General features: G+C 60.1%; 14 protein-coding genes. 7 read left to right on the top strand and 7 right to left on the bottom strand.

Features of this window, described 5'->3' with window-relative positions:
• Positions 1-50: 50 nt before the first annotated feature.
• The 3 genes from GSP01_RS00875 to GSP01_RS00865 all read left to right on the top strand — a co-directional run bounded on the left by GSP01_RS00875 (position 51) and on the right by GSP01_RS00865 (position 2,028).
• On the top strand, positions 51-551 hold the full coding sequence (locus GSP01_RS00875; RefSeq protein ID WP_174787503.1) for an ankyrin repeat domain-containing protein: 501 nt from the start codon (positions 51-53) through the stop codon (positions 549-551).
• Positions 548-1,615: a histidinol-phosphate transaminase gene (gene hisC, locus GSP01_RS00870; RefSeq protein ID WP_141349696.1), complete on the top strand. Its 1,068-nt coding sequence runs from the start codon at positions 548-550 to the stop codon at positions 1,613-1,615. The genes GSP01_RS00875 and hisC overlap by 4 nt, the downstream gene beginning before the upstream one ends.
• A gap of 137 nt (positions 1,616-1,752) precedes the next feature.
• Positions 1,753-2,028, top strand: a complete 276-nt coding sequence (locus tag GSP01_RS00865; protein ID WP_167495448.1) for a hypothetical protein — start codon at positions 1,753-1,755, stop codon at positions 2,026-2,028.
• 52 nt (positions 2,029-2,080) lie between these two features.
• Here the strand turns inward: GSP01_RS00865 and GSP01_RS00860 are convergent, their stop codons facing one another.
• The gene (locus tag GSP01_RS00860) at positions 2,081-2,896 is read right to left on the bottom strand and encodes a glycosyltransferase family protein (RefSeq protein ID WP_141349692.1); all 816 of its coding nucleotides are present in this window, start codon (positions 2,894-2,896) and stop codon (positions 2,081-2,083) included.
• Between the two features lie 96 nt (positions 2,897-2,992).
• Between GSP01_RS00860 and GSP01_RS00855 the strand changes: the two genes are divergently transcribed.
• The 3 genes from GSP01_RS00855 (at position 2,993) to GSP01_RS00845 (ending at position 5,313) form a co-directional block, all read left to right on the top strand.
• Entirely contained in the window at positions 2,993-4,264 is a 1,272-nt protein-coding gene (locus tag GSP01_RS00855; RefSeq protein WP_228123662.1) for an aminopeptidase, read from the top strand.
• 11 nt (positions 4,265-4,275) lie between these two features.
• Entirely contained in the window at positions 4,276-4,815 is a 540-nt protein-coding gene (locus tag GSP01_RS00850; RefSeq protein ID WP_228123663.1) for a hypothetical protein, read from the top strand.
• A 66-nt stretch (positions 4,816-4,881) separates the two neighbouring features.
• Positions 4,882-5,313 (top strand): hypothetical protein, encoded by a 432-nt coding sequence (locus GSP01_RS00845; RefSeq protein WP_141349688.1) that lies wholly within the window; start codon positions 4,882-4,884, stop codon positions 5,311-5,313.
• Here GSP01_RS00845 and GSP01_RS00840 read toward each other — a convergent pair.
• Together GSP01_RS00840 and fliI are read right to left on the bottom strand one after the other, a co-directional pair.
• A complete protein-coding gene (locus tag GSP01_RS00840; protein ID WP_141349686.1) occupies positions 5,295-5,720 on the bottom strand; it encodes a flagellar export protein FliJ in 426 nt (141 codons plus the stop codon). The genes GSP01_RS00845 and GSP01_RS00840 overlap by 19 nt on opposite strands.
• A gap of 11 nt (positions 5,721-5,731) precedes the next feature.
• On the bottom strand, positions 5,732-7,090 hold the full coding sequence (gene fliI, locus GSP01_RS00835) for a flagellar protein export ATPase FliI (RefSeq protein ID WP_141349683.1): 1,359 nt from the start codon (positions 7,088-7,090) through the stop codon (positions 5,732-5,734).
• 190 nt (positions 7,091-7,280) lie between these two features.
• Between fliI and GSP01_RS00830 the strand changes: the two genes are divergently transcribed.
• Positions 7,281-8,024 carry a response regulator transcription factor gene (locus tag GSP01_RS00830; RefSeq protein ID WP_141349681.1) on the top strand — a complete coding sequence of 248 codons (744 nt, stop codon included), beginning with the start codon at positions 7,281-7,283 and terminating at the stop codon, positions 8,022-8,024.
• Between the two features lie 12 nt (positions 8,025-8,036).
• On the opposite strand, the gene glmM is transcribed toward GSP01_RS00830, so the two are convergent.
• From glmM to GSP01_RS00810, 4 genes are all read right to left on the bottom strand, one after another.
• Positions 8,037-9,395 carry a phosphoglucosamine mutase gene (glmM, locus tag GSP01_RS00825; RefSeq protein ID WP_141349679.1) on the bottom strand — a complete coding sequence of 453 codons (1,359 nt, stop codon included), beginning with the start codon at positions 9,393-9,395 and terminating at the stop codon, positions 8,037-8,039.
• Between the two features lie 93 nt (positions 9,396-9,488).
• Positions 9,489-11,393 carry an ATP-dependent zinc metalloprotease FtsH gene (gene ftsH, locus GSP01_RS00820; protein WP_141349677.1) on the bottom strand — a complete coding sequence of 635 codons (1,905 nt, stop codon included), beginning with the start codon at positions 11,391-11,393 and terminating at the stop codon, positions 9,489-9,491.
• A 171-nt stretch (positions 11,394-11,564) separates the two neighbouring features.
• Entirely contained in the window at positions 11,565-12,800 is a 1,236-nt protein-coding gene (gene tilS, locus GSP01_RS00815; RefSeq protein WP_255320839.1) for a tRNA lysidine(34) synthetase TilS, read from the bottom strand.
• Between the two features lie 23 nt (positions 12,801-12,823).
• A complete protein-coding gene (locus tag GSP01_RS00810) occupies positions 12,824-13,690 on the bottom strand; it encodes a tetratricopeptide repeat protein (protein WP_141349675.1) in 867 nt (288 codons plus the stop codon).
• Positions 13,691-13,786: the final 96 nt, after the last annotated feature.

Genomic DNA, 13,786 nt, shown 5'->3' with positions numbered 1-13,786 from the left:
ACTCCTTCCAACATCCCCTCTCTGCGGGACACCGCCATGTGGAAACCGTCATGAACGCCCAGAACGTCACTTTCACGTCAGACCAGATTACTGCCCTGTTCATCGACGCGGCCCGTGAAGGCGATACCGACCTCCTGACCCAGTTTCTGGACGCCGGCATGGCCATCGATACGCCTGATAGCCGCGGCTACACCGCGCTGATCGTCGCCACCTATAACGGCCACGCAGACGCCACGCGCCTGCTGCTGGACCGGAGCGCTGATACGGAAGCAACCGATCTCAAGGGTGCCACCGCCCTGTCCGGCGTGGCCTTCAAAGGCCTGACCAACATCGCAACACTTCTGCTTGATCATGGCGCGCAGGTGGATCATGCCAATCATGCCGGACGTACGCCGCTGATGTTTTCCATCATGTTTAACCGCGAAGACATGGCGAAGAAGCTCCTCGCCGCCGGAGCGAACCCAGACCTGAAAGATGCGGACGGCGTCTCCGCCCGCGACCTCGCCGAACGTCAGCTCATGACCGACCTGTTCACCGGAACGCCCGCATGAGCCGTTTCTGGAACCGCCGCGTCCGTGACCTGCACCCGTATATCCCGGGCGAGCAGCCCAAAGTCGCGGACCTGCTGAAGCTCAACACCAACGAATCTCCCTATGGTCCAAGTCCAAAGGTTGTCGACGCAATCCGGGACGCCGCATCTGACGATCTACGCCTGTATCCCGACCCGACTGCAGCAGTTTTACGCGACACCATTGCCGCTCGCTTCGGCACAACGGCAGACCGCGTTTTCGTCGGCAACGGCTCGGACGAAGTACTGGCCCATGCCTTCCGTGCCCTGTTCCACGATGATGCGCCAGTCCTGTTCTCAGATGTGACCTACGGCTTCTATCCGGTCTATTGCGGCCTGTTCGAACAACCGTTCCACCACATCCCACTCAATGACGGTTTTGCGATCGACATCGACGCCTATACCGGCGACTGCGGCGGGATCATCGTCGCCAATCCCAATGCGAATACGGGTATCGCCCTGCCGCTGGAGCATATTGAGACGCTCCTGAAGCGTCATCCGGACCGGACCGTCATCATCGACGAGGCCTATGTCGATTTCGGGGCGCAGTCCGCCATTGAACTGACACACCGGTATGACAATCTTCTGGTGGTTCAGACGCTGTCCAAGTCCTACGCTCTGGCAGGATTGCGTGTGGGTTTTGCGATCGGCTCCCCGGAACTGATCGAAGGTCTCATTCGGGTCAAGGACAGCTTCAATTCCTATCCCCTCTCCCGTCCGGCACAGGCCGGGTCCATCGCCGCGATCCAGGATACCGACTGGCTTGCGGACATCACGGCGCGCGTCATTGCCAGCCGTGACAGGCTGGTCCCGGAACTGCAAAATCTTGGCTTCCAAGTCCTGCCATCCTGTGCCAACTTCGTTCTCGTGCACCACCCGGCGCACAAAGCCGGAGCTATCGCCACCGCTCTGCGCGAGCGGGCGATCCTTGTCCGGCATCTCTCAACCCCGCGCATCCAGGACTGGCTGCGCATCTCGATCGGAACGGACGAAGCCTGCATACGCCTGACAGACGCTTTGCGGGACATCCTTTCTCCCCGATCCTGAATTAACCGGACGGCAATACTCCGTCCCCCATAATCATGAGCCAGACAGGGCCAGCAGGGCACGCTTTTGCGTGTTCCATCCCGCCATCTCCGGATGAGCAGGCGGTCCATGAATGCTTCATGCGGAAAGACGAACACATGCGTGCATTTCAGGGACAGATGTCCGACAACCAGCCTATTCGCCGCAATCAGGCCGAAAAGGAAAAACAGCTCCGGGACCTCAAGGAGACGATCGCGTCCATGAAGTCCCACACCTCTCCGACGCTGAAGGAGAGCATCCAGCGCCGCATCCGCGAACTGGAGGTCGAACTGCGCACCATCGCGCGTGAAAAAGCTGCCAAAGCCGCCAACCCGGACACCCAGTCCGACCGCCAGCGCCGCCCGCCGCGTCGCAACACGATCCGCTCCATGTAATAGAGGCCTAAACGGCCGGTACAGAATTCCTCTCTGCACCGGCCGTTTAGCATCAGGCGTCCTGAGCGATCGTTTTCCGGGACGCCGCATCCCAGGCCGCCGACCCCATCAGCCGCAGCCGTGCTGGATGAAGTCCATCGGTTTCGGTCAGGACATAATATGCCGTATATTCGCCGGTCGGCCTGCCTGGCCTGTCCTTTAGCAGTCTGAAAACATTTCGGTCCGCCGTCATCTGCGTCCCGTCTCCGACCAAGGGCTGGTTCCACATGTCCAGAGCTTCCGGCACCCGCGTCCGGTCGATCATCAGACAGTTCGGATCAACAAACCCCCCATAGCTTTCCCGGAAAATACCGCCGCCAATCCCGACCGACTCCCACTGATCCTCGCAGATAGGTATCAGCGTTCGCGGATGTACAAACCAGCGCCCGGCCCAGGCCCAGTCCTGCCCCTCGACCGCCGTCAGCAGGGAGGACAAATGCTCCGGCGCCCACCAGTTGTCGTCATCAAGATAAGCAATTCGCGGCGCATTCGAGAGCTGACTGAGCACACTACGCAATACGCCTCCATCCTTTGCGCGACCAAATCCGCCATGCCTCTGGGACGTGGAATAGCCGGGCCACAGGACTTCAACAGCCCAGCCCGGCGGCCGTCCCTCGACTGCACGCCGCAGCAGTTCGCCCGCACCCTCTTCTGGCGCCCGATCCACCCCGATCATGATCTGGACCCGCAATCCGCCCTTCTGCTCGAAAATAGACTGAAGTGCCCGCACAATACTCGGCCGCAACAGGCTCGGCATGACGACCGCGACATCGAACGGCCGCTGGTCTGGCTCGCCGGTATCGGCGAAAATGTGAAGTCCGGGTTTCATGGCGGAAACGATACTGCGCCCCTACAGCACTGTCACGCCACACCCCGCGCTGCTCTCTTGCACTTCGGCGCTCCAGAGCACACCATAACGAACAGAATGATCACTGCGAAAGAGTCCAACGTGTCCGCTTCTTCCTCCTTTTCGCACGAACAGCTGCTCGACCGCCTGGGCGAGGTTGCCGTCCGCGTTGGCCTGAACATTACGCCCGGCCAGCAACTGCTCATTACCGCCCCACTGGACGCCGCCCCGCTGGTCCGCCGCGTAACAGAACACGCCTACAAGGCCGGCGCATCTCTCGTAACGACGCTGTACGCGGATGACGAGACCACGCTCGCCCGCTTCATTCACGCTCCTGACGACGCCTTTGACGTTGCCCCGACATGGCTGGCTGACGGCATGGCACGCGCCTTCCGTGAAGGTGCAGCCCGCATGGCCATCACGGGTGCCAACCCGACCCTTCTGAAGGGCCAGGATCCCGAGCGCATTTCCCGGGCCAACCGCGCCAACTCCAAAGCCAACCGCCCGGCAATGGAAATCATCACGCAGTTCGCCGTGAACTGGAACATCGTCGCTTGCGCCACCCCGGCCTGGGCCGCACAGGTCTTCCCGGAGCTTCCGGCCGACGACGCCCTCACTGCCCTGTGGGACGGAATCTTCAAGGCGTCCCGTGTCGATGTGGCCGACCCGGTCGCCGAGTGGAAAGCCCATAATGCCCGTCTGCATGCCCGGGCAAAATACATGAATGACAGCCGCTTTGACGCCCTGCATTTCAGCGGCCCCGGCACCGACCTGATGGTCGGACTCGCTGATGGTCATCTTTGGGCCGGCGGCTCGGAAAAGTCGGGGAATGGTATTGTCTGCAATCCGAATATCCCGACAGAAGAAATCTTCACGACGCCCCATCGCAGCAAAGTGGACGGGCGCGTCAGCAGCACCAAGCCGCTGTTCCATCAGGGCACGCTGATCGACAACATCGCTGTGCGCTTTGAAAACGGGCGGATCGTCGAAGCGACAGCCAGCCAGGGCGAAGACGTGCTCAAGCGAATCCTCAGCACCGATGAGGGCGCAGCCCGGATTGGTGAAGTGGCCCTCGTACCGCACTCCTCGCCCATCTCGGCCAGTAAAATCCTGTATCGCAACACGCTGTTCGACGAAAACGCGTCCAGCCATATCGCTCTTGGCCAGGCCTATACGAAATGCATGGTCGATATCGAAGGCCTGACGCCGGAAGAACTGCTGGAACGAGGCGTCAATGCCTCTCTTATCCACATTGACTGGATGATCGGTTCGGACAAAATCGACCTCGATGGTCTCAAGAATGGCAACCGCGTACCTCTGATGCGCGCTGGCGAATGGGTGCAGGCATGATATTTCCCCGCATGACAGGGCTCTCCGCGCTCCTCGTTTCCGCTGCGATACTGCCACTGACCGCACAGGCACAGTCCTACCCGCCCTCTGCCTATCAGGGCGGTGCTCAGAGTCAGACGCAGATTGACGGAAGCCCCCCCCTTCAGGGCACGCCGCAGCAGACCCAACAGATCCCTCCTCAGGTCCGCGCAGATACCGAGCGGGCCATGCATTATCCGCTGCCGCCTGATTTCATGACCCGCGCTGCAGCAACGATCGCTGAACTTCAGGCCCGCAATATTCAGCCTCCCAACTCTCATGGCACGGGTCTTTCAGAAACGATCCGGCAGATCAGTCAGGTTCCGGGACTGACACCCGTCCTGCAAAGCCACGGTTTCACACCCGAGAGCTTTGTGATGGGCATGACCACATTCGGCATGACTCTGGCCGCCAGCAATGGACAGCTTCCGACAGGAATGCCCAGCCCCAACCCGTCCAATGTCGCCCTCTTCAAAGCCCAGCCCGAGCAGGTTACGGCCCTGATGCAGGCCATGGGCAACCCGCCGCACTAACAACGGCACAGAGGCCGCGCCTTCCGCGGAGCAAGCCGGCCTCTTCCACCTGCGAACCAAAGACAAATGCCCATCAAACTCGACCCAACTATTCTTCCTGCCCTGGATATCCTCGGCATGGCTCAGTCCGGCGCCCTTCTGCGCGCCGAGCGCGACACGCCCCCTGACGGCATCCCCGCTTTCGTAACCCGTAGCGGCTGGGACGAGCTGATTGGGACCCATGCAGCACATCATGATGCCCCTCACACCATACTTCTTCCCGCCTTGGAAAAAGCGGTTGCACGCCTTCTCTCACATGCGGCTGAAGGGGCATCCCGTAACGGCGAAATGACACCGGTCATCACGCTGCAAAGCGACCTCTTTCCCAGCGATTCCGACCTCGTCCTGACCTTCGTCCGCGACAGCACCCATCCGGTCGCCTGCGCCCTGATTGGCACTGCTACCCAGATCGAGGCGGCCTTGCGCGGGCATGCCTCCTCTCACGACCTGCCGAACTGACGGACAGCTAGTTCATCCAAGACGTTCTGCTCCTTTCTAAGGTCAGTCTGCCGCTCTTCTTCCTTCTGCTCTTCCCACAAGGTCTTGACGGCCTCCATCGCTGCTCGGGCAGCGATCAGGGCTGAGCGTACAGCCTCGCGATCCATCGCCGCTTCCCGACAGCGCTCCCTCGCTTCCAGGACCACCTGCCGCCCCACGGGAAGCCACCGGCTGAATGCCTCCACTGCGCCGTCATCCGCCGTAGGGCTGGATGCGATCCGCTGTTCGTTCAAGATCTCCGCCTGCGCCACAGTCAGTTTTTCTTCCGCAGCCACTTCCCGCGCTACGGCCTCTGCAAAGCTGCGTTCTACAAGATCAAGTTCCTGCTCCCGCAGGGCAATCAGTGTCTCGAGAGGTGAGGGTTCCATTGTGAGGTCCTTTACAATTTATTCAGGGGCAGATTTTTCAGCGGCATCTGCATGATCTGCGCCAGCTGTTCAAAGGCCTCGGCGCGCGTAGTCCGTTCGTTCCGCCCCTGAGACAGGAACTCGTTCAGCTTCGGTATCAGGGCGATGGCTTCATCCACCTCACGATCCGTTCCGGGCTTGTACGCTCCCAGCCGGATCATGTCCGCCATCCGCTGATAGGTCGCCATCACGACCCGCGCGCGTTGCGTCAGAGCGTTTTCCTCAGGCGAATTACATCCCGGAACCGCACGCGACAGAGAGCGCAGAACATCAACGGCAGGATAACGTCCCTGCTCGCCGATTTTGCGGTCAAGAATGACATGCCCGTCCAGAATGCCACGCACGGCATCCGCAACCGGCTCATTCTGGTCATCCCCTTCCACAAGGACCGTGAAAAGCGCCGTGATCATGCCCTGATCGGCATAACCCGGTCCTGCCCTCTCCAGAAGACGAGGCAGCTCTGCAAAAACCGAAGGCGGATAACCCCGCGTCGCAGGTGGCTCTCCGGCCGACAGACCGATTTCCCGCAGTGCCATACAGAAGCGCGTCACGCTATCCATCAACAGCAGGACCGATTTGCCCTGGTTTCGAAAATATTCCGCGATGGCCATGGCGGACAGGGCGGCTTCGCGGCGCATCAGTGGCGGAGAATCCGAAGTCGCGATCACCAGCACGCTCCGCGCCAACCCTTCCGGCCCGAGATCATCCTCGAGGAATTCCCGCACCTCACGCCCACGCTCACCCACCAGCGAGATCACGGCGACATCACAGTCCGCCCCCCTTGCCAGCATGGACAACAATGTGGATTTCCCGACACCCGACCCCGCGAAAAGCCCGAGCCTCTGCCCGCGCCGGCACGTCGCGAAAGTATCAAGCGCTCGAACCCCGAGATCAATACGCTCGCCAAGCCGTGCTCGGCTTGCGGCATTGGGCGGAGGACACTGGACCGGTTGCCGCTCAAACGATGGAAATAAAGGCCCCTTCCCGTCGATCGGCTGTCCCAGCGGATCCAGCACACGACCCAGCCAGCCTTCGTTGACGCCAAGGCCGTCATCATGGCGGTTCAGCGGAATCCTAGCCTCACAGCCCGGACCAATTCCGTCCAGAGACCCGAAGGACATGAGGCGCGCGACATCACCCTGAAATCCCACAACCTCTGATTGTACAATCCGCCCATCACGCGCTTTCACCGCGACTCGGTCTCCAATCGCAATGAAGCCTTCGAGTCCAATAACAGTCAGGCAGAGACCGATAACGTCTTTAACGCTTCCTAGAACCCAGTCGCAGGTGAGGTTCGAAAGCCTTTCAAGCAGTCTGTCGTAGTCGACCATAGTGGCAGTTTCTGAGCGTTTTTCGCAGGTTGTTCCGATCCTCAAACTCTACAACCATACCCTTAAGAGAACCCTAACATTCCCCCATAACGGGAAAAATAATGACAATTTTACGATTTTTGATCCATGTTCATCGACATACACAACCTTGAGTAGTAACCATTATTTCACCAAGCCGGGAGTTGAGAACATGCGTATCCTTCTTGTCGACAGCGATCGGTCAGCCGCCGCCACGCTATCCCAGATCCTGCGGACCGCGTCTTTCACCGTGGACCATACGCCGTCTGGCGAAGAGGCCATCGAAATGCTTCGCCACTACGACTATGATGTTGTGGTGCTCGAACTGATGCTGAACGACCTTGAAGGCTACGAAGTCATCCGCCGCGCTAGGGCCGCGCGTATCACGACGCCCATCCTTGTCCTGTCCGCCCTGCTGCGTCCCCAAGCGAAAATCCGGGCCTTTTCCATGGGCGCGGACGACTATATGACCAAGCCTTACGACGCAGGCGAACTGGTCGCCCGCCTGCAGGCCGTCATGCGGCGCTCCCGTGGCTTTGCTGAGCCGAGGCTTCGCGTCGGCAATCTGGAACTGGATCTGAATGGCAAAAACGTCACGGTCGAAGGCGCTCCGCTGCACCTGACGGGCAAGGAATATGCCATTCTGGAACTACTGGTCATCCGCAAAGGCTCGGTCCTGACCAAGGACGCATTTCTCAACCACCTCTATGGCGGCATTGACGAGCCGGAAATGAAGATCATTGACGTCTTCATCTGCAAGCTACGTCGTAAACTGCAGAATGTCGGCGCCGGAAACCTGATCGCGACCGTCTGGGGACGCGGTTACATCCTGCGTGAAGACGACACCGCAGAAATCCCCGTCACGACAGACGCCACGTCCAGAAACAGCGTTCCTGCGGCAGCCGCGGCCGTCTGAGCGCCTTCGGGATCAGACGTGCGCAATCGCGCGGATGATATCACAGACATGGTCCACAACTTCATGCACCAGCGCCTCATCCTGCGCCTCGGCCATGACACGGATCAGCGGTTCAGTCCCACTTGCCCTCAGGACAAGACGGCCACTTCCGGCCAGCCGCTCATCTGCCCAGGCCTTGGCCGCTGCGAGATCAGGGCTACTCATCGGGCTGGTCCCTGAATAACGGACATTTTTCAGAAGCTGCGGATAGGGCGTAAAGAAACGGCAGATCTCACTGGCTGGCCGCTTAGTCTCGACCGACACAGCAAGCACCTGCAATGCAGCAATTAGACCATCGCCGGTGGTAGCATAGTCCGACAGGACCATGTGGCCGGACTGCTCGCCGCCCAGATTGGCCCCGATTTCTCGCATCCGCTCAACAACATAACGATCACCAACCGCCGTACGCTGAAGTTCGAGACCATTCTCCGCCAGGGCCTTTTCCAGTCCTATATTGGACATGACGGTCGTCACTACCGTATTGCCCCGCAACCGGCCATGCTGCTTCCAGAAGGCTGCGATCAGGCCGATAATCTGGTCCCCATCCACAAGATTGCCGTTCTCATCCGCAATCAGGACACGATCCGCATCACCGTCCAGCGCAATACCAAAATCCGCACCATGCTCTCTGACAGCTGCACACAGCGTTTCAGGATGCGTGGATCCCACGCCATCATTGATGTTGAGACCATCCGGCGAACAGCCGATCTTGATGACTTCAGCACCAAGCTCCCACAGAGCCTTAGGTGCCACGCGATACGCCGAGCCATTGGCGCAGTCGATGACAATCTTCAGGCCATCCAGACGCAAACCACGCGGGAAAGAGGCCTTCGCATTCTCGATATACCGCCCGGCCGCATCGGTCAGGCGCGACGCCCGGCCAATCTGCGCCGGAGACGCCAGCCGCGCGGACAGATCCTGCGACATCAGATCCTCGATTTCGCCTTCCACCTCGTCAGAAAGCTTGAAACCATCTGGTCCGAACAGTTTGATACCGTTGTCGGTAAAGGGGTTGTGCGATGCCGAGACCATCACACCCAGATCCGCCCGGAGGGAACGCGTCAGCATGGCAATGGCAGGTGTGGGTAGCGGTCCGACCAGAATGACATCCATCCCCGCCGACAGAAAGCCCGCCACCAGAGCACATTCCAGCATGTAGCCTGAAAGGCGCGTATCCTTGCCCAGCACGACGCTATGCCGGCGGTTCTGGCTGCGCATGAAATACAGGCCGGCCGCCTGCCCCAGTTTCTGTGCGATCTCGACCGTCATGGGCGCGGTATTGGCCGTGCCCCGGATGCCATCAGTACCGAACAGAGACCTTTTGGTGGCCATAATGAAGAATCCTGCCTGTATGCCAGAAATGAAAAAGGCGCGGCACCGGGAAAGCTCCCGATGACGCGCCCGTTGGTGCGTTTGGCTGCCTGATTACCCCGCCTGAGGCGCCGGATCAAACGCGTTGGGACGTGTGGTCGGAACAGATGCACGACGGTTATCGGGAACCTGTTCATCATCCGATGTACGCTCGATCGCCTCACCGCGCATGATACGCCCAATGTCTTCACCCGTCAGCGTTTCATATTCCAGAAGCGCCGCGGTCAGGCGATGCAGGTCATCGATACGGGTCGTAAGCAGATCGTGGGCCTGCTTGTAAGCCGTGTCGATTAGGATCTTGACCTCCTTGTCGATCTCCCGGGCTGTCTCTTCCGAAATATTCTTGCTCTGGGTCACGGAATGACCAAGGAACACTTCCTGCCCGTTATCACCATAGGCAATCATACCCAGCGTATCGCTCATCCCCCATTCGGTGACCATGCGGCGGGCAAGATCGGTCGCGCTCTTGATATCGCCCGAAGCACCTGCGCTGACTTCCTCGCGTCCGAAGATGATTTCCTCAGCCACACGACCACCCATGGCAATCACCAGACGAGCCAGGCACCATTTGCGGCTGTAGGAAATATTGTCCTTCTCCGGCAGGGTCATAACCAGACCCAGCGCCCGGCCACGCGGCACAATGGTTGCCTTATGGATCGGATCGCTACCCGGCGTGAAAATCGCGCAGATGGCATGCCCGGATTCGTGATAAGCCGTTGAGCGCTTTTCGTCCTCGGTCATGACCATGGAACGACGCTCCGCCCCCATCATGACCTTGTCCTTGGCCTCTTCGAACTGTGCCATACCAACAGTCCGCCGTCCCTGACGCGCTGCCATCAGCGCAGCTTCGTTCACGAGATTGGACAGATCTGCACCCGAAAAGCCCGGCGTACCACGTGCAATAACCTTCGGATCAACATCCGACGACAGCGGAACCTTGCGCATGTGAACGCGCAGGATCTTCTCACGGCCGGCAACATCCGGGTTCGGCACGACGACCTGACGGTCGAAGCGACCAGGGCGCAGCAGGGCCGGATCAAGAACATCCGGCCGGTTGGTTGCGGCAATCAGGATCACGCCCTCATTGCTTTCAAAACCATCCATCTCGACCAGCATCTGGTTGAGAGTCTGCTCACGCTCGTCATTGCCACCACCGAGACCGGCGCCACGATGACGGCCCACGGCATCGATTTCGTCGATGAAGATAATGCAGGGCGCGGACTTCTTACCCTGCTCAAACATGTCACGCACACGAGATGCACCAACACCGACGAACATTTCCACGAAGTCCGAACCGGAAATCGTGAAGAACGGCACGTTGGCCTCACCCGCAATGGCACGTGCCAGCAGCGTCTTACCGGTACCCGGAGGTCCGACCAGCAGTGCCCCCTTGGGGATCTTGCCGCCCAAGCGTGTAAATTTCTGCGGGTCACGCAGAAAGTCGACGATTTCCTGAAGCTCGGATTTCGCCTCATCGATACCGGCGACATCTTCAAACGTCACACGACCGGTCTTCTCCGTCAGCAGCTTGGCGCGGGACTTGCCAAAGCCCATGGCCCGGCCGCCGCCCCCCTGCATTTGACGGAAAACCATGAAGCATAGTCCAAGCAACAGCAGAACCGGCAAGTAGGCGCTCGCATAACGCAGGATCGGGCTTTCGCCGCTTTCCATCGGCTTGGCCGTCACTTCGACGTTCGCAGCAGTCAGACGAGCCGGAAGGCTCGGATCAAGCGGGGCGTAGGTCTCGAAAGACGTTCCGTTCGTCAGTGTCCCGGAGACATTCTGCTCCTGAATCACAACGGAACGGACCTGATGCTGGTCCACATCATGGATGAAATCGGAATAGGCGATCTGCTGGGCTGCATGCTGGCCGCCACCGGGCTGGAAGGCTGTCAGCACTGCCATTCCGACCACGATGATGACCACCCAGATCGCGACGTTACGGCCTAAATTGTTCATCTCGCTCTCTGTCGTCCTTCAGACTGTTCCGTCAGATGCGGCTCGGGAACCCCCGTCACAACTGGCCGACCGGTCACATTCTGCGTTGACTTCATAACATAAGCCTCCGCGTCCACGATCCTACCCCATCGGGGGCAGGAAAACGCATTTCTTGCGTTTTTGAAGATCTTTTTACGTCCTGAAATGATTTTCTCCTGTCGCAGGAACACCGGACGCCCAGACAAAATCCGCCTCACCGGCAAATCCGCCCCAAGCCATCTCCCCAAGACGCGGTCCAAAAACCAGTCGCCCCTCATGCCATACGCCCGGAAGGCAGCGGGCAACCGCATACGGCACGCCCAGCCTGCGCAGATCCAGCACATGAACCGCGTCCCCCAGAGGCCCGATCAGACTCCCCTGTGGAACATCGCAGGACAGAAGGCGCCAGCGTCCATCCCACACCGCGCCGGCATTCGCAGGGACGGACGGACCAAGCGCTCTTTCCTCCCGCACCAGAATGATCCCGTTCCCAAAGCGCCCCGCCGGCCGGACCTGAACCCCTGACAGTGTTCCATATCCGTGCGTCATCAGGGTCTGCACAGCCTCACGCCCCGGACGATAAGCACTCCCTGAAACCAGCCGGATCAAAACAGACAGGGCCTCTTCATCCACTCCCTGCTGCCCAAGGAAGACCCAGCCCTGCGCATGCCAGACAGCATGGCGCCCAAGCTGCCCCACCAGCTCCGTCTCAAGGCACTGACGCTCCTGCAGGGCAACCTGTTGCAAAGCGCGAGCTTCCTGTCTCTGCTCAGGCGTCAGGTCCTGTCGCAGACGAACACGCTCGAAACGCCGGTTGGCGTTCGATGGATCCTCGATCCAAGGCAGGTTTTCTGCTTGCAGCGTCAGGCGCAAACGCGTTGTGGGAAACGTAAGAAGCGGCCGGACGAGCCGGACGCGTCCGCGAACAGAAACAGGCTGTATGCCGCTCAGCCCCAGGGGGCCACTCGCCCGCAGATGCCGCATCCACACCGTTTCGTCCTGATCACCAGCATGATGCGCAACCAGCAGATCCAGACAGCCTTCCAGAACACAGGCCGCCTCAAGAGCTTCGAACCGGGCTCGGCGTGCGCGCTCCTGCATTCGGCCTTTCGGAAACGGCGCAAGCGTCAGAAGCCGTGCCTTCACGTTCATCGTGGCAAGACGATGAACCGTCAGCTGCGCTTCGGTAGCGGACTCAGGGCGCAAAGCATGGTCCACAACGAACGCCACGACATTTCGCCGCCAGCGACGGGCCAGAAACGCGAGCGCCATGGAATCGGCGCCCCCCGAGACAGCCAGTCCGACCGGCGCATCATCGATATCGGGTGGCCACGGACCAAACCGGGCCATTCGATCGGCAAACTCCTGCTCCCCGACCGGATGCTCCATCCCCGAGCTCAGCAAGACATCGCTCAGTGACAGGCGGCACGGCTCCGGAATGTCGTCTCGGCCGTCTTCACACGCGGCGCGGGGACGGGGAACTCGGTCTTGAGCTTATCCAGCGCCTGACAGGCCGATCCCTTATCCCCGAGCGCCAGCATCGATGCCGCTACGCCGAGCAAAGAGTCCTGGGCCTTCAGGGACTTAGGCGCCTTGGTATAAGCGTCGTAATAGGCAACGGCAGACTGACGGTACTGCTTCTGCCCGGCCAGGGACTGAGCCAACAGAAACTGAGCATCCATCTTGCCGGCCACGCTGTGCGCCGTCTTGATGGCGAAGCGGGCATTGCTTTCCGCATCCGTGTAATTGCCCGAATGCAGAGAAGCGTTTCCGACCTTCAGGGCATCCAGAGCCGTCTTCGGCTGCTCGGCGGCCTCTGCAGCAGGGGCAGATGCCTTTTCCTCGGTGGCGGCTTTAACAGGAGCCGAGGCCGGTGATCCCCCGCCATTCTGGGACGCGAACTGCATGTCCGAAATCTGCTTGGACACGCTGGCCTGATTGTCCCGGACGGAATTGCTGAGCTGATCCAGTTCGCCCCGCATCTGGCGGTTCTGCTCTTCCAGAGCCGAAACACGCTCTAAAAGCTGCGCCGTCAGATTACCATCTGCGCTCGAAGCCTGCGGAGCCGCCGTCGCACTTGGCGCAGCGAGCCCCCCACCGTTCTGAACCTGAGAGAGTTGCTGCCGCAGGGATGCAATCTGATCCTGAAGGGCAATGGCTTCGCGTGAAGAAATTTCCCCGCTGTCAGGAGCATCCTGAGCCAGCGCCGCGACGACGGGCGACAGGACGGAAAGAGCCGTGCCCAGAAAGACGGCACGTAGGGAACGGGACAGCACCATAACGGATCTCCTGAGACAAACTCACGGTCACGAGCACGCAGGCAGGTCTCGCGTGCGACATGGCCCAGTCATAAAACAGAAACGGCCGGGGGATAA

It is taken from the genome of Gluconobacter sphaericus NBRC 12467, assembly GCF_006539125.1.
Taxonomy (GTDB): Bacteria; Pseudomonadota; Alphaproteobacteria; order Acetobacterales; family Acetobacteraceae; genus Gluconobacter; species Gluconobacter sphaericus.
The sequence above is the reverse complement of the archived record's forward strand: the minus strand, read 5'-3'. Positions and strand labels throughout refer to the sequence as shown.

Bases quoted from the DNA above. Each gene is read 5' to 3' on its own strand.
- GSP01_RS00875 (WP_174787503.1), top strand. From the start codon at position 51: ATGAACGCCCAGAACGTCACTTTCACGTCAGACCAGATTACTGCCCTG.
- hisC (WP_141349696.1), top strand. From the start codon at position 548: ATGAGCCGTTTCTGGAACCGCCGCGTCCGTGACCTGCACCCGTATATC.
- GSP01_RS00865 (WP_167495448.1), top strand. From the start codon at position 1,753: ATGCGTGCATTTCAGGGACAGATGTCCGACAACCAGCCTATTCGCCGC.
- GSP01_RS00860 (WP_141349692.1), bottom strand. From the start codon at position 2,896: ATGAAACCCGGACTTCACATTTTCGCCGATACCGGCGAGCCAGACCAG.
- GSP01_RS00855 (WP_228123662.1), top strand. From the start codon at position 2,993: ATGATCACTGCGAAAGAGTCCAACGTGTCCGCTTCTTCCTCCTTTTCG.
- GSP01_RS00850 (WP_228123663.1), top strand. From the start codon at position 4,276: ATGACAGGGCTCTCCGCGCTCCTCGTTTCCGCTGCGATACTGCCACTG.
- GSP01_RS00845 (WP_141349688.1), top strand. From the start codon at position 4,882: ATGCCCATCAAACTCGACCCAACTATTCTTCCTGCCCTGGATATCCTC.
- GSP01_RS00840 (WP_141349686.1), bottom strand. From the start codon at position 5,720: ATGGAACCCTCACCTCTCGAGACACTGATTGCCCTGCGGGAGCAGGAA.
- fliI (WP_141349683.1), bottom strand. From the start codon at position 7,090: ATGGTCGACTACGACAGACTGCTTGAAAGGCTTTCGAACCTCACCTGC.
- GSP01_RS00830 (WP_141349681.1), top strand. From the start codon at position 7,281: ATGCGTATCCTTCTTGTCGACAGCGATCGGTCAGCCGCCGCCACGCTA.
- glmM (WP_141349679.1), bottom strand. From the start codon at position 9,395: ATGGCCACCAAAAGGTCTCTGTTCGGTACTGATGGCATCCGGGGCACG.
- ftsH (WP_141349677.1), bottom strand. From the start codon at position 11,393: ATGAACAATTTAGGCCGTAACGTCGCGATCTGGGTGGTCATCATCGTG.
- tilS (WP_255320839.1), bottom strand. From the start codon at position 12,800: ATGGAGCATCCGGTCGGGGAGCAGGAGTTTGCCGATCGAATGGCCCGG.
- GSP01_RS00810 (WP_141349675.1), bottom strand. From the start codon at position 13,690: ATGGTGCTGTCCCGTTCCCTACGTGCCGTCTTTCTGGGCACGGCTCTT.